This is a genomic window from Fibrella forsythiae (assembly GCF_017353175.1).
In the GTDB taxonomy this organism is placed as follows: Bacteria; Bacteroidota; Bacteroidia; order Cytophagales; family Spirosomataceae; genus Fibrella; species Fibrella forsythiae.
In genome coordinates this window covers 171,931-187,634 of record NZ_JAFMYW010000002.1, presented here as the reverse complement: position 1 = coordinate 187,634, position 15,704 = coordinate 171,931, and the positions used below count along the sequence as shown (strand labels likewise).

Genomic DNA, 15,704 nt, shown 5'->3' with positions numbered 1-15,704 from the left:
AGTGTAAGTTGATTTGCCCTTACGCAAAAAGTGCTCTTTGCAGAGCACCTTATCAAAGCCGCCTCAACAGAGCAACATCTGGCAGCTTAGAGCCTTCTATCGGATTTGAACCGACGGCCTCTTCCTTACCAAGGAAGTGCTCTACCACTGAGCTAAGAAGGCAAGTACAGTGTAATCGAATAAGAAATAGGTTTGGATCTGATTAACTGTATCAAACACAAGCCTATTTCCAGGTACGTCGTTGAGCGGGAGACGAGGTTCGAACTCGCGACCTATAGCTTGGAAGGCTATCGCTCTACCAGCTGAGCTACTCCCGCTTACTTTACTTAAATGGTGGGGAGTGGAGGATTCGAACCTCCGAAGGCGTACGCCAGCAGATTTACAGTCTGATCCATTTGGCCACTCTGGAAACTCCCCAAGTCAATCTAAAAAGAACAATTCCCGCCCTGCTTCTCAGTTTGGAGTTGCAAAATTACAAGGTTTTTGCGCGTTGTCAACAGTGTGGCTAAAAAATCTTTTCTCTTTCTCACGAGTAAGCCCCGTCAGGGACTTCTAACGGGGCTTACTCGTGAGCAGTTTTCCAAGCTAAATCGTTATCCCAAAGCTTAATGGATGTACAGCTGGCCCCCTCCCATCCTGAAAACTAGTGTTCAGATTATATTTTACAAAAAAGTTAAAATTTGCCAGACCTACAGTTCCCTGAACGCCGTATTGAAGATTATTCAGATAAAAGCCAGCGTGATCGTGGAATTTATCACCGTTATCCTGCTTGATCTTCGTATAGCTGTCAAGTCGGTACCCGACGAATCCACCTACCCCGATATTGAACGCTCGCTTTCTGCTGCTATTATAGAATGCAAACTGCGGCATGAGTGGCACTTCTATGTTACAAACAGTAAGCTTGCTCTTTGTAAGGTGGGTAGCGGAAGGATTAAACTGAATGCCATCTGGCCCCCGTTGCGCTATTACGCTTTCCTGAAACATGAAGTTATTCCAGGCAACCTGCAGTCCGTAACGCACACTCAGCTTAAATTTGCTGGTTTTAACGATAGCTGGGTTCTGAGTAGCACTTATTGCAAAGTAGCGTGAACCTAAGGGGTCAAGTTCATAGGAGTTTCCACCATACGTTTGTACACCCGGACCACCTGTCCAGGTATTTAGACCAATATGAAAATCGGTGCTGACTTTCCAATTGTTACGATTGCTGTTCGTTTCCCGTTTATTAATTCTAACGCGTCGTTCAGATTGGTAGGTCGTATCCGAATCATTACCCCTTACGGTAACAGTGATGGTACCCTTTGACTTTTGTACAACCACAAGTGTGTCTTTCAAATAGCGCTGGCCATTTGCGGCATCGATGGCATACACCTGACCCTCGGGTACAGAATCCAGTTTTGTAACCATGTCGCGCACTATGCGGTTAAGGTCATATTTGGTTATGCCCTTCAGTTGGTCTTTTGTGGGTGCATAGACCGCTATTTTCCCCTTTGAGCCGAATCGAATGATAAGTGAATCAGCTGGCGCACTCAGCGCAAACAACGAATTCAGTAGGAGGCAGATGGATAGGCTGAGCGTTTTCATTATTCTAGCGTTGTTTCATTTTTCAAACTTTCTTTCACTTCCGTGAAAACACGCCCAAGCCGTTTTTTCTGGGTCGAGTTGCTTTCACTAACCGGTGTGGCCTTAGCCATTACTTCGCCATTCTTTAATTGCTTAAGCTTACCAAATAGACCTGATAAGCCATTTGGTTGGTTTTGCGTATCTGGCTTTTGATAGTTGTTATTCGACGCTGCCAGTTCATTTTTGGTCTGAGGTTCATTAATGGTTAATAAGATTGTCCGCTCTGTAATCTGTTTTGGTTTAACAGTTGCCTGCTCAACCCGCTCAATACCAGGTTGAGATATAGCTAACTGTGGTGCCGCAGGAACAGACTTCTCGTTCTCGTTTGCTTTAATTACAGCAATTTGTTCTTCAACTTGTTGGGTCAAAACCAGTCTATGCTCTCTGGCAGATAGCTGGCTTTTAGGATTAGTAGGTTTTAGATCTGGGTACGTTGCCTTTGCAAGTTGCCCAGGCTTCCTGTGCTCCTTTGTAACCTTTTCAGTCTCTTCATCTATTGTCTGTAACCTAGTGGCAGACCCATTGAACCTATCTCTCCGTTTAGTTACTACCCTATTAACATCTGATTGCTCTGGCAATCGCTTTTGTGCGAAAGACTCTAATAGTTGTTTCTCAGGTTTGTTTGTCAGGTACAAGAAGCAGACAGCTACTAGTGCACAGGCTGCGCTAGCTACGTACCACCAAGCTCCTATTTTTCGACGAACAGGGAGTGGTTTAGTGCCCATTCGTTGTTGCATCCGATTAAACAAATCCGAGCTGACTGGTGCTTCAGCATCGTGTAGCTTACGAGCAAAGAGATCATCAACTGGCTGCTTTTCCATATTCCGGTGCCGACTTTACATCGGTTTCAAGCGTTTTAATTCTTTGTTGAAGTAATGCCCGGGCCCTTGACAATTGCGATTTTGACGTTCCCTCGCTAATGCCTGTCAGGCTGGCTATTTCAGCATGACTATACCCTTCGATTGCATACAGGTTGAAAATAGTCCGATACCCATCCGGTAATTGAGCTACCAACCGTAGCAGGTCATTAGCCTGTAGCGCTTCGTCGGCCCATTGATAGTCAGGCTCCTCTGTTACGCTTTCCAGGGATATTTCCTGCCGGAGCGATTTGTTCTTACGCAGAAACATCAAGGATTCGGTAACCATAATTCGTCTGATCCATCCTTCAAAGCTTCCCTCACTTCTGAACTGATTTACCCGTTCGAACACGCGCATAAATGATTCAATCAATACGTCTTCAGCATCGGCCTGATTGGCAACGTACCTGAGGCAGATTGCCATCATTCGGTTAGCATAACGCTCGTAGACAATCTTTTGAGCGCGCGCTTCTCCCCGTTGCAACGCAACTACCAACTGACTTTCCGACAGGTAGTATGGTATTGAGAGAGCCATTTTTTAGGTCATTTGATAGCAAGATGCAGCCATCTTTCAGGAGGTTGCATGTAAACTAAAAAATCCCGACCTGTTGAGATCGGGATTTTGTCAGACAACTATCTTACAAAGCTGGATTATACTGAATACCAGCCACGTAGTGTAGCCATATCACTCTCGATAAACGGAAATTTATAGCTGAAATAAGGATGACGGCTATTGAGATAATCAATGAATATACCCATCCTGGCGGATTATTAGCCAAATAGAACAGGGCAAATCCCAATATAAGTGCCAGACCACCTGAGAATGCATAGCTCACGTACATTGCGCCAATGAAATAGCCTGGTTCAACTTCAAAGCGCATGCCACAGTGCGGGCAGTACTCGTTCATTTTACCGAAACCAAGGGGACTATATAGCGGTGTACTGAAGATCTTACCCTGCCTACATTTAGGACATAGCCCCTCGGACACGGCTTGAAATTTTGATACGTTGGGCATGTTCTTTTTTACTGGCACGATACCAGAGATAACTGATTGTAGCCACGATTAAGTAGGGGGCTGCCAGGAGATATAAAATACCAAAATTCAAATCGGAAGCTACCACGCTACGCCCATTACTAACAGTGCTTTCCACCGTGGCGCGGCACATTGCACATTGGGCCAATACGTCTGTTCCGGCGCAGATGTACAACACCGCAACAAAAATCCATGTCCATTTATTCATGTATCATTTCCCTGTTTTAATGCGTGTAATACGGTTTGATCAGCAAATAAACAATTACCCCCGTAGTACTTACGTACAACCAGATGGGGAATGCCCAGCGTGTCATTTTCTTGTGCAACTCGAATTGCTTGGTTAACGCAAAATAGACAGCCCGTAAGACAAACCACAACACAACCACCGACAAGGCAATGTGCGAGATTAATAAAAAATAATATACGGGCCTAATCCACCCCTCGCCCCCAAATGAAGTCGATTCATTTGAAATATGGTAGAGGACATAACCAATCAGAAAAAGTGATCCCAGGGTGAAAGCGGCCAACATCACAGCTCGATGTGCGGCCACGTTCTTTTGACGAATGAAGTAATAACCAACTAACAATAATACTGAGGTCAGTGAATTTATAACACCGTTAATGTGCGGCAGGTACGTTGTCCAACTGCCTAGATCGAACTTCTGGCGTATGCCTAGTATCAAAGCCACAACAACCGGGATGACTATTGACACAACATTGATGACCCGGTTGGCATTCTTCTCTTTCCCAACAAGTGTGGTGACTTCCATCTGTTACGTTTGCTTGCTATAGATATCCAGTAATACCCGTATTTCAACAATGAGGCGTTCAACGTCTTTCTTGTCCGTTCCGTCATAGAATCCCCGGATAATTCCTTCCTTATCTACTAAAACCAACTTTTCGCTATGGATAAAAGTTTCGTCAGGCGCACCGTAGCTAACACCGTGATCAACAACGGGTAAAAAATAGCCCCGTTGTGCCAACTTATAAATCTGAGCCTTGTCGCCTGTCAGAAAATACCACATATCCGCCTTAGCTCCCACTTTGTTGGCATAGGCTTTCAGTTTCGCCGGCGTATCATTTTCCGGATCAACTGAATAAGACAGGAAGATCAGGTCATTGCGCTCTTTAAATATTTCCTGAACACGGCTAAGGCTTAGCTGTATCTTAGGGCATATCGTTCCACATCGGGTAAAGAAGAAGTCAGCAACATGGATTTTCCCCTTTATGATTGCCTGATCAACTGCCTGGCTATCCTGATCGATTAAGGAAAAGCCAGGTACGTGTCTGAACAATGTATCTTCTCTTTTCTGACCATTTTTATCTATTATAGTCTTCATAACTGGTTCGCCCCGTGTTGAGTCGATAACAGGGATATAACGTGGCAGCGCGTAATGGTTTTGCGTACAGGCTCTAAGCATTATGTACGCAAAAGCCGGGACTATCAACGTTAAGAGGAGAGTCCCGGCCTTGCGGTATGTATTCATTTGTTATCTCAATTGGAAAATCGAGCCACCTTCGTACATAAGGGCGATGAGTAACCAGATTATAAAAATGATTGGTAGCAAAATGGCCCAAATCAGGCTTTTCACTTCGTGTTTCAAGTGCATGAACTCAGCCACGATGTAGAATGCCTTGACGATTGTCATACCTACGAAAATAGCAACTCGTAGGTGGCCGGCAGGCATAGTGAAAGCAATTAAAAACTCAAATGCAGTTATGACGCAGAGAATGATGAATGTGCGCCAGATAAGTTTGGTATTGGCAGGTGGTGGAGCTACATCGGTTCCGCCGTGATTGTCGGTGTATGGTGTATTTGCCATTGTCGAAAGAGGAAAGAGCGATTAAACGAGGTAGAAGAATGTGAATACGAATACCCAGACCAGATCTACAAAGTGCCAGTAAAGACCTACTTTTTCTACCATTTCATAATGACCACGACGGTCATACATGCCCGTTGCCGTCCGATAAAATATGAGGATGTTCAATATCACCCCTGAGAATACGTGCGTTCCGTGGAAACCAGTAATGAAGAAGAACAAGTCAGCGAAAGCGGGTGGACCATACTGATTCTCTGTCAAGTTTGCCCCGAAGATAGTACGTTCCAGCCATTGACCTCCAACCAGTTCACGTACCGTATTTCCTTCCTCGGTGCCGTGAATAAAGTGTGACCATTCCCATGCTTGACTACTTAAGAAAGCTAACCCTCCCAAGATTGTCCATAGCATGTATTTCTCTACGTCCCGGCGGTCGCGGCGGTGTCCAGCTTCTACAGCTAATACCATCGTTACCGACGAAAATATCAGAATAAAGGTCATCAGCCCCACAAAGATCAGGGGCAGGTTAGAGCCGTGGAAAAAGGGAAAAGCGTTGAATACATGGTCTGGAATAGGCCAATATATATTTGAGAAGTGGAACGGAGTACCATGAATAGCTGGATCATACGCTGGATAGCTGTAGCGGATCAGGCCATACGTGACTAATAATGCAGAAAAGGTAAATGTATCTGAGATGAGGAAAAACCACATCATCAGTTTACCATAGCTGACATTCATGGGTTCGACGCCACCCATCCAGGCTTTCTTATCAAATACTACTGACTCGTCAGTTGTTGCTGTAGCCGCCATGCGTCCGTGAGCTGATTAATGGAAATAAAGTAAAAAGAAATACAGGTAGATCCAGAGTACGTCCAGAAAATGCCAATATGTCGATGCCACCTGAACCTGCTCAAGTGATTTCGCATGTATTCGTAATTTAAAAGCTGCCACAAGGGCAAACACTAACACTATTAAGCCAGAAATAAGGTGGAATGCATGCATGCCTGTGAAAACATATATGAACGATCCAGCTGGGTTACCAACGAAGTAGACGTTGTTTCGCACTAGCTCAACCCATCCCTGAAACTGCATGTACAGGAATATCATCCCAAGTGCAAAAGTAATAGATATAGCTATCCTTAGCGCGTTGAAATTGTCTTTTTTAGCAGCCAAGTAAGCCCAGTGCATTGTTAGACTACTCACAACTAACACAACTGTACTGTATCCGAAAATTGCCGGAACCGTAAACTCAAGCCAGTTACCTTCTGCACGCCGCACAAGGTATGCACTTGTGAATGAGGCAAACAGCATCAGAATACTTACAATAAACAGCCAGAGAATGAATTTCCGTGGATTTACGGATAGTGTCTCTTCAGGCTCCTCTTCGAGCCATTTTATTTCTTCGGTTTCTTCTTTCATGCTAAACACGATCTAAAACAAACGCGATTTGTACAACTGGTAGGTAGGCAAACGCGGCAAACATGAGACGTTTCGCCGTGGCTATCTCAGGCTTTCTGACTAAGCCTATATTGAGCCACAATAAGAGAAGCGCTGATACTACAGCAACACACGCTGATATGCTACCGATGTATCCCCAATAAAAAGGCATCGCTCCAAGTGGTAGTAGCCATACTGTGAAGCTCAAAATAACTAAAGCAGTCTGTGCCGTGGCAGGCCGTTTTAGAGGTAATAATTTGAATCCCGCCTTTGCATAATCATCATCCAGCACCCAGGCTACGGCCCAAAAATGAGTGAACTGCCAGATAAACTGAACAGCGAATAGCCATAAGGCTTCATTTGTAATGGTTCCCGTAACGGCTACCCAGCCAATTAGTGGTGGAAGTCCACCAGGTAAGGCGCCAACATAAACGGCGATTGACCCAACACGTTTCAAAGGAGTATATACGAATCCATAAAGCAGGAAAGAAACAAATGAGATGCCTGCCGTCAATGGATTAAACCAAAGTGTTTGAATAAATAGCCCTAGAAACAAGAGAACCGCAACGAAAAGAATAGCACGTTCTTTACTGATTCGTCCCGTTGGAAGCGGCCTGCTACCCGTACGCTTCATCAACCGGTCGAACTCGACCTCAAGAACTTGATTGACTGCATTTGCTGCCCCTGTTATAAATAGGCCACTCACAGTGAATAAAACAATCTGGCTAATTGAGTAAGGACGACTTGCTGCCATTAAATAGCCAAGTACAGCCGAGAACCCAACAAGTAATGATAATCTCAACTTGGTCAGAGCAAGATAGTCTCGCCATGACGCCCTATTGGGTTTACTGGCGGGCGTTGTAATAGGCTGCTCTATGGATGAATTCATAATGTGGTTACTGAACCAGACTTATCAAAAGGTAATGGTGATAGTTCCGGTATGCCTTTCATGAGCATATCCTTATATGAGAACAGGATTACTACAAATTGAATTCCTAATGACACTACTGCCAACGTAAGGTGAACAGGTTGCGCCCATGCTGGTATTGCAAAATAAGCCATGATAACCCCCGTAGCTATTTCAACCAGCAACAGACAACCTATTGCTGTTGCCAATCGCTTAACAAGTAAACTATTACCTGCCGCTTTCGCTATTGGTACAATCCATGCTAGTTGACTGACTAATACAACTAATGAAAAGCTGCGATGGATATAAAATCGAAGATCCAGTTGCGATACCCAGCGGAGTCTTTGTACATCACCAAGCCGGTCAGCAACCTCATCCACTGTCTCTCTTACTTGCGTTCCTAGAAGAATTTGAACGAGCAATAATCCTGAGCTTATCAGTAACCACCTGCTAGTGGCTTTAGATAACCGAAAAGGCTGGATTTTTTTTGATTGCACTTGGGTACGTGCCACTATATATAGTAACACGCCAACGATAACAATTGCCAGCAGCATATGCAATGTAATCAGCCAAGCAGCTAAAACGCTGGACACCACTTTTGCGCCTAACCAGCCCTGAAAACCAACAAGCAGTAGCGTTAAAAAACTATAGCCTACAATGGCGCGGTCACGCTGCCAGTAGGCTATAGCAGATGCTACAAATGTGAAGAATATGAGTACTCCTATTAAAGCCCCTAACAATCTGTTTAAGTACTCAGTCCAAGTTTTAACTACGTTGAACTCTGTATTAGCGTACCCACGATGACTATATATTTCCTGATAGTTCGCTGGCAGCTGAGATACATCAGTAGGCGGTACCCATTGTCCAAAACACTTCGGCCAATCTGGGCATCCCATCCCGGCGCCGGTACTCCTAACCACGCCTCCCACCAGTATCAGGAGAAAGACGGCAATAACTGTTAGAAGTGCCAGACGCCGAAATGAGCGCTCATTAATGAGGTTGCTTGAACTGATCATTGAAGTTTTGTGCTTCAATCGCTTGCTCCAGCGAAATCAACTCTTTCTCATGCGGAAGGTTGGATTCAGGAGTTTGCGAATAAGGTACGTTCTGTGGAATAAAATCGTCCTTGGCACCTGGCTTGCTGTAATCGTACGGCCAACGGTATACAGCAGGAATCTCACCCGGCCAGTTACCATGCCCCGGAATAACAGGCGTTGTCCATTCCAGTGTGTTCGACTGCCATGGATTTACAGTAGCGCGCTTACCCTTAATCAAACTGTGAATAAAGTTGTACAGGAATAAGAATTGAGCGGAGAACGTCACAATAGCAGCAAGACTAATGAACGCGTTCATGTCTTGAAAAATGTTGCTTGTGAAATCGTTACTTGTAAAGCTATAGTAACGACGAGGGAATCCAGCGATTCCAATGTAGTGCATTGGGAAGAACACCGAATAGATACCGATGAATGTTAGCCAGAAGTGAACGTACCCAAGCTTATCATTCATCATTCGGCCGAACATTTTGGGGAACCAGTGATAAACACCCGCTAATAATCCAAATGCTGAAGAAGCACCCATCACTAGGTGGAAGTGAGCTACAACGAAATAGGTATCATGTAGCTGAATATCAAGAGCAGCGTTGCCAAGGATCAAACCCGTTACGCCACCTGATATAAAAAATGACACAAGACCAATTGAGAACAACATGGCTGGTGTGAACCGGATGTTGCCACGCCAGAGCGTTGTAATGTAGTTGAACGCCTTCACCGCCGACGGTACAGCAATAATAAGCGTCAAGAACATAAATACGGACCCAAGGAATGGATTCATACCTGTTACAAACATGTGGTGGGCCCACACGATGAACGCCAAGAAAGCAATACCCATCATTGATGCAATCATAGCACGGTAACCAAAAATGGGCTTCCGTGAATTGGTTGCAATAATCTCTGAAGTAATACCCAAGGCAGGCAGCATCACGATATATACTTCAGGGTGGCCAAGGAACCAGAACAAGTGCTGGAAAAGAATGGGGCTACCACCTACGTTAGGTAGTGCCTCTCCAGCAATGTATATGTCTGATAAGAAGAAGCTGGTGCCGAAGCTCCGGTCAAATATCAGTAGAAGGGCTGCAGATAACAGAACCGGGAAAGAAATCAGGCCTAGTACTGCTGTCAGAAAGAACGCCCAAATCGTCAGTGGTAATTTACTAAATGACATACCACGTGTACGCAGATTGATTACTGTAGTGATATAGTTAATGCCACCCAATAATTGCGACACAATGAATAATGCCATGCTGCTCAACCATAGCGTCATTCCCAATTCTGACCCTTTGTGCGCCTGTGGCAAAGCACTAAGTGGCGGGTATACAACCCATCCACCTGCAGCTGGACCTGTTTCAAGGAAAATTGAAACGAACATGAGCAAGCTGGCCATAAAAAAGAACCAGTATGACAACATGTTCATGAAGCCGGATGCCATATCACGTGCTCCAACCTGAAGAGGGATAAGAAAATTACTAAATGTTCCGCTCAGACCAGCTGTTAATACAAAGAATACCATTATGGTACCATGCATTGTTACAAGGGCCAGATAAAAATCTGGGCTAAGTTTCCCACTTTCCTCAATCCAATTCCCGATGATCGGACGTAACCACTCAAGCTTCATTTGTGGGAAACCCAACTGAAGTCTGAAGATTACGGAGAAACTGATACCAATGATTGCCCAGAAAATACCTGTAATCAGATACTGCTTAGCAATGGTTTTGTGATCTTCTGCGAAAACATATTTCCGCCAGAAATTCAATTCATAATGCTCATGGTGATCATGCTCAGCCACATGAACACTAGCAGTTGAAGTTGCGTCTGTAGTTGCCATTATTAGCGATTTGTTGATCTAAAGGATTAACGTAATGAAGCACTACCTGAACTAGCAACCCCACCTGTTGATGCAGTTGACGTAGTATCTGCGCCAACGGTTGGCAGGTATTTTGCCGCTTTGGCTTTCAAGCTTGCAGGAATACGCGAGGCATATTCAGGAAATGATGAGAGCAACGGTTTTTGCTCTGCACACCACTTGTTCCAAGATTCCTGATCCTCCACAACGAGATTCATCTTCATTGAGAAGTGGCCACGACCGCAAATCTCAGTACAAGCAATTTCGTATTTAAAATTCTGATTGCCTGTCTCATTACGCATCTGCTCAGTCGTTTTATCCGGATGAAACCAAAAACGAGTTGGCATGCCCGGTACGGCATCCATTTTCACGCGCATGTGAGGAATAAAAACGCTGTGAAGTACATCACGAGCCCTGATCCGAATCAGTACGGGTTTGCCCACTGGAATGTGAAGTTCTGGAGCTGTAAAATCGTCAAACGCTGCTTCATCTGAATAATCGATACCAACCTCATTATTGTTATCGATCAACTTGTAATTGAAAGCACCCAGCTTATTATTATCAACTCCTGGATAACGAGCAATCCAGTTGAACTGCTTACCTACCAACTCCACTTCCTGTGCCCCCTCGGGCGCTTCAGACATGATGTCTCTCCATGCTTTCCAACCCGTGAATACCATGATAGCCATAACAACTGCTGGCACCACTGTCCAGAGTAATTCCAGCTTATGATTCTCAGGGTAATAGGTAGCACGTTTTCCGTCCTTATACTGATACTTATAAGCGAAGTAGAACAACAAAATATTTGTCAATAGAGCAGAGGCTGTAACAATAGCCATAGATCCCCAAAACAACCCGTCTGTACGGCGACCGTGAATTGACGATGCCTCCGGAAGGAAGTACTGAGTTGAGTGAATGAATGACCAGGTTGCAGCGATGGTACCTAAGATTAAGAACACCATAAACATGGCACCATTAATCTTGTTACTGGTACCTCCGTATGTTTCTTGCTCCCCTGACGTACCTACACTTTTCATCACGCTGGTCAGACGACCGAAAACCATAAAGGCAAGCGCGAGGAAAACGAGCGACAATAATCCTACGATGTAAACCATACTTGTGTGATTTAGATAAAGTCTAAATGTCGTGATGCAATGCTTCTTCTAATAATGGGTGATTCTTGGCAATCAAATTGGCTTTCGTCAATTGAGTCGACACCGACCAGATAAACGCACAGGCGAAAATCAAAATCATACCAAACTCAATAGGTCCGAAACCAGCATGATCACCTACTGTACCTGGCATGATGTTCATATAAAAATCGAAGTAATGACCGATCAGAACACCCCAACAGGCGACCTTCAACAAGATAGTTGTACGCTTCGCATCCCGTGTCATTAGAACGAGGAACGGGAAGACAAAGTTTAATACAACATTCACCCAAAATGGGGCTAAGAATATTCCACCATGACCACTGAAACGCTCGCGGTAATAAATCGTTTCTTCGGGAAGGTTTGCATAATAAATCAGCATAAACTGAGCAAACCATACATACGTCCAGAAAATGCTGAATGCAAAAACAAATTTACCAAGATCGTGCAAGTGACTGTGATTCACAGCTTTCAAGTAACCCTGCTCTTTGAGCATTACAACCGTTAGTGTCATCGTAGCCAGACCGGCAACATGCCAGCTAGCCAAGGTATACCAGCCAAACATGGTGCTAAACCAATGTGTATCGATTGACATGATCAGGTCCCAAGCGGCGGTTGACGAGGTAACAGCAAACACAATCAGGAAAGCTGTACCATATTTCATGCTTTTATAGTAATACTCGGTACCACCATATAAGTCTTCCTGAAGTGACAGATTCCGAAGTACACGCCAGAGCATGTACCACGATATAAAATAGAAAGCCATCCGAACCAGGAAAAATGGGGTATTCAGAAAGCTGTGCTTGCCCGCAATGATCGGATCATATTCAGGACTAGCCTTATCGTAAAGTCCTTCGTGCGTCCAGTGAAATAAATCATGACCAGCGATTAAGAAGACACCCAACATGATGATGCCCGTTACAGGCAAGAAAGCTGGCATTGCCTCAGGTACACGTTTAATTACTGACGACCAGCCAGCTTGAGCCAAATAGTTGTACGACATGAAAAACATGCCTGCCACAGCGATACCCGTAAAGTAAATGCTGTTAACCCAAATATTAGCCCATAACCGGGTAGTCCATTTGTAGTGTTCATGGGCACCTTCATGCCCTTCACTTAAGCCATGGCCCTGAACTGCTTCATGTGCGTGTTCGCCGACACCCGCTGATAGCAGAACGGCGCCGAGAACAACTAACGCTACGCCAACGGCTCCGCCGATGAGCAAACGCCGTTTTGACTCTGCAGTAAATTCGAACTGCTCATCCAGGGAAGGTATTGCGTGTACTGATGCCATTATTAACTCTATTATTGGTATAACCACTATGCCCGTTTATGAACATGGTAGCTTATCTGATTCAGAATTATCCTTGCTGAAGTTTATGAACATACATGACAATTTTCCAGCGTTCTTCTGGTGTCATCTGTGAACCATGTGGCCACATTCGTCCCTTACCATGAGTGATGACATGGAAAATATGTCCGTCGTTCATCGTTTGATAAGCGCCCGACGAATAGTTAGGCACGCCTTTATATTCTTTGCCAACTAATCCATCGCCTTTACCACCCTCACCATGGCAGTGCGTACAGTAGCGACCATACAAAACTTCGCCTTCTTTCAGACTAGCCTCTGTTTTAGGAATTGGATTTAGTAAAGTTCGCTCAGCAATGCCGATACTGTCCTTCGGTATATTATACACCATTAGGTCCGTTACTGCACTATCGCCTTTTCCAAAAGTGGTATGATAATTCCGGCGAGATACGGTCCCCCGGGCAGGGTCACGCATATTTAGGCCGTTTGCAGTAAATGGGTTGGCTTTAGTCTGCTTGTAAGGCTCATAACCAACGGGCTCATACATCTGAGGTGCAAATTGAGTTCCAGTACTGTTTCGGCTATCGCCACAGGAACTCAAGAAGAACACAGATGCAAGTCCAATTGATGAAAGCACTATATGCTTAAATTTCATAATCGGTCTATTAGAACTGCTTAACATTTACTTCAGCTGCCCCTGACTTTCGCAGGATAGTCTCAATCTCTGACTCTTGAAGCTTGTTGTTTTCCATGTCGATTGCCATAGCAAACTTATTGTCAGTTGTCCGTAGATCGAACATAAGAGGCTTCACCGTTGGTCCGAGTCCATTAGAGATAATGAACGTCGAAACCATGCCGAGCGCAGTGAAAAGTACTGTTAACTCAAATGCGATTGGAACATAGATTGGGTAAGAGAATGAGTCTTTACCACCCACAATCATTGGCCAGTCAAACTTCTCAGTATACGACATCAGTGAAGCTGCAGTCAGAAGGCCGGTTAGGCCAAACAAGAATGCAGCAATACCTAACCGTGACCGAGGATGTCCCAACGCAACATCAAGGCCGTGCACCGGAAACGGCGTATATACCTCGTGAATACGTACACCTGATTCACGGACTTCTCTTACGGCTTTCATCACGACGTCATCGTCATCAAAAATGCCTACTAAAAATCGACTGTTAACTGGCGAAGCCATACAGATACTTATAAAGGTGAATTAGTCAGCGTTCTTATTAAAAGTAGGCGCAGTAACACGCTCCCCTTTCGCAACGCCCGAAACTGATTTTGGTAACTGAGCTGATGATGACTTGATGATCGCTTTTACTTCAGCCATGTTAACAACCGGCAGGAATTTGGCAAACAACAGAAACAACGTAAAAAACAGACCAAATGAGAAGAGGTAATCACTGATGTCAAACAGAGTTGGGTGAAACATCGCCCAGCTTGATGGCAAGTAGTCGCGGTGTAAAGATGTTACAATGATCACAAAGCGCTCAAACCACATACCAATGTTCACGATTACTGACAGAACAAATGTCCAGACAACAGAAGTGCGTATGGTTTTAGACCAGAATAACTGAGGTGAAATTACGTTACAGGTCATCATAGCCCAGTAAGCCCACCAATATGGACCAGTGCCCCGGTTAATGAAGGCGTAACTTTCAAATTCAACACCTGAATACCAAGCAATGAAAAACTCCGTGATGTATGCTACACCTACAATTGAACCTGTAAGTGTAATAATTTTATTCATCGACTCGATATGCTCAACCGTAATGTAATCTTCCAGTTTGAATACCACACGGATGATCAGCATCAGGTTTTGCACCATAGCAAAACCTGAAAAGATAGCTCCTGCTACGAAATAAGGAGGGAAGATAGTTGTATGCCAGCCAGGAATAACTGACGTTGCAAAGTCCATACTCACGATTGTGTGTACTGACAAAACAAGTGGCGTAGAGATACCAGCCAAAATAAGGCTCATGTATTCATAACGAGCCCATGTTTTTGCTGAGCCGTTCCATCCAAGAGAGAATGCACCGTATACATAGCGGCTCACTTTGCTACGAGCTCGGTCACGAATTGTAGCCAAATCAGGAACCAGACCCATATACCAGAATACAAGCGATACGGTAAAGTAGGTGCTGATGGCAAACACGTCCCACACGAGGGGCGATTTGAAGTTTACCCAAAGTGAACCAAATGTATTCGGTAATGGTAAAGCCCAATATGCCAACCATGGACGACCCATGTGCATAAAAATGAAGGTGGCAGCGCAGATTACGGCGAAAATTGTCATTGCTTCCGCTGCTCTGTTGATTGATGTCCGCCATTTCTGACGGAACAGCAGCAGAATGGCTGAAATCAACGTACCTGCGTGGCCAATACCTACCCACCATACGAAGTTGGTAATATCCCAGGCCCAGCCTACAGTTTTATTAAGACCCCAAACGCCCAGACCTTCCCACCATGTGTAGAATACACAGGCTGTTCCATAGACCAAAACTAGGGCAGAGATCGTAAATGCAATCGTCCATTCACGGGTTGGACGGCCTTCTACCTGCTTACAAACGTCTTCCGTAACGTCTGCGTAGGTTTTTCCATTAGATACTAATGGCGTGCGTACGGCTGAAGTGATATGCATCGTTTTTAAATTTTCAATTAGTACGTTGA

18 protein-coding genes and 3 tRNA genes are annotated in these 15,704 nt (G+C 44.7%); all 21 read right to left on the bottom strand.

The features are described from left to right. Positions 1 to 90: 90 nt before the first annotated feature. The 21 genes from J2I46_RS06920 to nrfD all read right to left on the bottom strand — a co-directional run bounded on the left by J2I46_RS06920 (position 91) and on the right by nrfD (position 15,675). Positions 91 to 162, bottom strand: a tRNA-Thr gene (locus J2I46_RS06920). Between the two features lie 82 nt (positions 163 to 244). Then, positions 245 to 317: transfer RNA gene (locus J2I46_RS06915), tRNA-Gly, on the bottom strand. A 14-nt stretch (positions 318 to 331) separates the two neighbouring features. Next, positions 332 to 417: transfer RNA gene (locus J2I46_RS06910), tRNA-Tyr, on the bottom strand. Positions 418 to 585: 168 nt separating this feature from the next. Continuing rightward, positions 586 to 1,581, bottom strand: coding sequence for a porin family protein (locus tag J2I46_RS06905; RefSeq protein ID WP_207328287.1), 996 nt, complete (start codon positions 1,579 to 1,581; stop codon positions 586 to 588). Then, the gene (locus J2I46_RS06900) at positions 1,581 to 2,441 is read right to left on the bottom strand and encodes a hypothetical protein (protein ID WP_207328286.1); all 861 of its coding nucleotides are present in this window, start codon (positions 2,439 to 2,441) and stop codon (positions 1,581 to 1,583) included. Before J2I46_RS06900 ends, J2I46_RS06905 begins: the two co-directional genes overlap by 1 nt. After that, the gene (locus J2I46_RS06895) at positions 2,422 to 3,012 is read right to left on the bottom strand and encodes an RNA polymerase sigma factor (RefSeq protein ID WP_207328285.1); all 591 of its coding nucleotides are present in this window, start codon (positions 3,010 to 3,012) and stop codon (positions 2,422 to 2,424) included. Before J2I46_RS06895 ends, J2I46_RS06900 begins: the two co-directional genes overlap by 20 nt. A gap of 103 nt (positions 3,013 to 3,115) precedes the next feature. After that, the gene (locus J2I46_RS32805) at positions 3,116 to 3,385 is read right to left on the bottom strand and encodes a DUF983 domain-containing protein (protein WP_262898009.1); all 270 of its coding nucleotides are present in this window, start codon (positions 3,383 to 3,385) and stop codon (positions 3,116 to 3,118) included. Positions 3,386 to 3,443: 58 nt separating this feature from the next. Beyond that, a complete protein-coding gene (locus J2I46_RS06885) occupies positions 3,444 to 3,719 on the bottom strand; it encodes a CAMCR motif-containing small membrane protein (protein ID WP_207328283.1) in 276 nt (91 codons plus the stop codon). A gap of 16 nt (positions 3,720 to 3,735) precedes the next feature. Continuing rightward, positions 3,736 to 4,281: a DUF420 domain-containing protein gene (locus tag J2I46_RS06880; RefSeq protein WP_207328282.1), complete on the bottom strand. Its 546-nt coding sequence runs from the start codon at positions 4,279 to 4,281 to the stop codon at positions 3,736 to 3,738. A gap of 3 nt (positions 4,282 to 4,284) precedes the next feature. After that, complete coding sequence (locus tag J2I46_RS06875) at positions 4,285 to 4,851, bottom strand: SCO family protein (RefSeq protein WP_229379642.1); 567 nt, start codon at positions 4,849 to 4,851, stop codon at positions 4,285 to 4,287. Positions 4,852 to 5,001: 150 nt separating this feature from the next. After that, positions 5,002 to 5,334 carry a cytochrome C oxidase subunit IV family protein gene (locus tag J2I46_RS06870; protein WP_207328280.1) on the bottom strand — a complete coding sequence of 111 codons (333 nt, stop codon included), beginning with the start codon at positions 5,332 to 5,334 and terminating at the stop codon, positions 5,002 to 5,004. A gap of 21 nt (positions 5,335 to 5,355) precedes the next feature. Next, on the bottom strand, positions 5,356 to 6,138 hold the full coding sequence (locus J2I46_RS06865) for a cytochrome c oxidase subunit 3 (RefSeq protein ID WP_207328279.1): 783 nt from the start codon (positions 6,136 to 6,138) through the stop codon (positions 5,356 to 5,358). 15 nt (positions 6,139 to 6,153) lie between these two features. Further along, positions 6,154 to 6,747 carry a cytochrome c oxidase subunit 3 gene (locus J2I46_RS06860; RefSeq protein ID WP_207328278.1) on the bottom strand — a complete coding sequence of 198 codons (594 nt, stop codon included), beginning with the start codon at positions 6,745 to 6,747 and terminating at the stop codon, positions 6,154 to 6,156. Position 6,748: 1 nt separating this feature from the next. Beyond that, a complete protein-coding gene (gene cyoE, locus J2I46_RS06855; RefSeq protein WP_207328277.1) occupies positions 6,749 to 7,654 on the bottom strand; it encodes a heme o synthase in 906 nt (301 codons plus the stop codon). After that, on the bottom strand, positions 7,651 to 8,688 hold the full coding sequence (locus J2I46_RS06850) for a COX15/CtaA family protein (RefSeq protein ID WP_207328276.1): 1,038 nt from the start codon (positions 8,686 to 8,688) through the stop codon (positions 7,651 to 7,653). The genes cyoE and J2I46_RS06850 overlap by 4 nt, the downstream gene beginning before the upstream one ends. Further along, a complete protein-coding gene (locus J2I46_RS06845; protein WP_207328275.1) occupies positions 8,663 to 10,552 on the bottom strand; it encodes a cytochrome c oxidase subunit I in 1,890 nt (629 codons plus the stop codon). Before J2I46_RS06845 ends, J2I46_RS06850 begins: the two co-directional genes overlap by 26 nt. A gap of 26 nt (positions 10,553 to 10,578) precedes the next feature. Beyond that, entirely contained in the window at positions 10,579 to 11,685 is a 1,107-nt protein-coding gene (locus J2I46_RS06840; protein ID WP_207328274.1) for a cytochrome c oxidase subunit II, read from the bottom strand. Between the two features lie 22 nt (positions 11,686 to 11,707). Next, a complete protein-coding gene (locus J2I46_RS06835) occupies positions 11,708 to 13,015 on the bottom strand; it encodes a quinol:cytochrome C oxidoreductase (RefSeq protein WP_207328273.1) in 1,308 nt (435 codons plus the stop codon). 67 nt (positions 13,016 to 13,082) lie between these two features. Continuing rightward, the gene (locus J2I46_RS06830; protein ID WP_207328272.1) at positions 13,083 to 13,685 is read right to left on the bottom strand and encodes a c-type cytochrome; all 603 of its coding nucleotides are present in this window, start codon (positions 13,683 to 13,685) and stop codon (positions 13,083 to 13,085) included. A gap of 10 nt (positions 13,686 to 13,695) precedes the next feature. Next, complete coding sequence (locus tag J2I46_RS06825; protein ID WP_207328271.1) at positions 13,696 to 14,226, bottom strand: DUF3341 domain-containing protein; 531 nt, start codon at positions 14,224 to 14,226, stop codon at positions 13,696 to 13,698. Between the two features lie 21 nt (positions 14,227 to 14,247). Beyond that, complete coding sequence (nrfD, locus tag J2I46_RS06820) at positions 14,248 to 15,675, bottom strand: NrfD/PsrC family molybdoenzyme membrane anchor subunit (RefSeq protein WP_207328270.1); 1,428 nt, start codon at positions 15,673 to 15,675, stop codon at positions 14,248 to 14,250. Between the last annotated feature and the right edge of the window lie 29 nt (positions 15,676 to 15,704).

Coding starts and splice junctions, on each gene's coding strand:
- J2I46_RS06860 (WP_207328278.1), bottom strand. CDS start 6,747: ATGAAAGAAGAAACCGAAGAAATAAAATGGCTCGAAGAGGAGCCTGAA.
- J2I46_RS06830 (WP_207328272.1), bottom strand. CDS start 13,685: ATGAAATTTAAGCATATAGTGCTTTCATCAATTGGACTTGCATCTGTG.
- J2I46_RS06850 (WP_207328276.1), bottom strand. CDS start 8,688: ATGATCAGTTCAAGCAACCTCATTAATGAGCGCTCATTTCGGCGTCTG.
- J2I46_RS06905 (WP_207328287.1), bottom strand. CDS start 1,581: ATGAAAACGCTCAGCCTATCCATCTGCCTCCTACTGAATTCGTTGTTT.
- cyoE (WP_207328277.1), bottom strand. CDS start 7,654: ATGAATTCATCCATAGAGCAGCCTATTACAACGCCCGCCAGTAAACCC.
- J2I46_RS06865 (WP_207328279.1), bottom strand. CDS start 6,138: ATGGCGGCTACAGCAACAACTGACGAGTCAGTAGTATTTGATAAGAAA.
- J2I46_RS06870 (WP_207328280.1), bottom strand. CDS start 5,334: ATGGCAAATACACCATACACCGACAATCACGGCGGAACCGATGTAGCT.
- J2I46_RS06900 (WP_207328286.1), bottom strand. CDS start 2,441: ATGGAAAAGCAGCCAGTTGATGATCTCTTTGCTCGTAAGCTACACGAT.
- J2I46_RS06885 (WP_207328283.1), bottom strand. CDS start 3,719: ATGAATAAATGGACATGGATTTTTGTTGCGGTGTTGTACATCTGCGCC.
- J2I46_RS06875 (WP_229379642.1), bottom strand. CDS start 4,851: ATGAAGACTATAATAGATAAAAATGGTCAGAAAAGAGAAGATACATTG.
- J2I46_RS06845 (WP_207328275.1), bottom strand. CDS start 10,552: ATGGCAACTACAGACGCAACTTCAACTGCTAGTGTTCATGTGGCTGAG.
- J2I46_RS06880 (WP_207328282.1), bottom strand. CDS start 4,281: ATGGAAGTCACCACACTTGTTGGGAAAGAGAAGAATGCCAACCGGGTC.
- J2I46_RS06895 (WP_207328285.1), bottom strand. CDS start 3,012: ATGGCTCTCTCAATACCATACTACCTGTCGGAAAGTCAGTTGGTAGTT.
- J2I46_RS06825 (WP_207328271.1), bottom strand. CDS start 14,226: ATGGCTTCGCCAGTTAACAGTCGATTTTTAGTAGGCATTTTTGATGAC.
- J2I46_RS06840 (WP_207328274.1), bottom strand. CDS start 11,685: ATGGTTTACATCGTAGGATTATTGTCGCTCGTTTTCCTCGCGCTTGCC.
- J2I46_RS32805 (WP_262898009.1), bottom strand. CDS start 3,385: ATGAACGAGTACTGCCCGCACTGTGGCATGCGCTTTGAAGTTGAACCA.
- J2I46_RS06835 (WP_207328273.1), bottom strand. CDS start 13,015: ATGGCATCAGTACACGCAATACCTTCCCTGGATGAGCAGTTCGAATTT.
- nrfD (WP_207328270.1), bottom strand. CDS start 15,675: ATGCATATCACTTCAGCCGTACGCACGCCATTAGTATCTAATGGAAAA.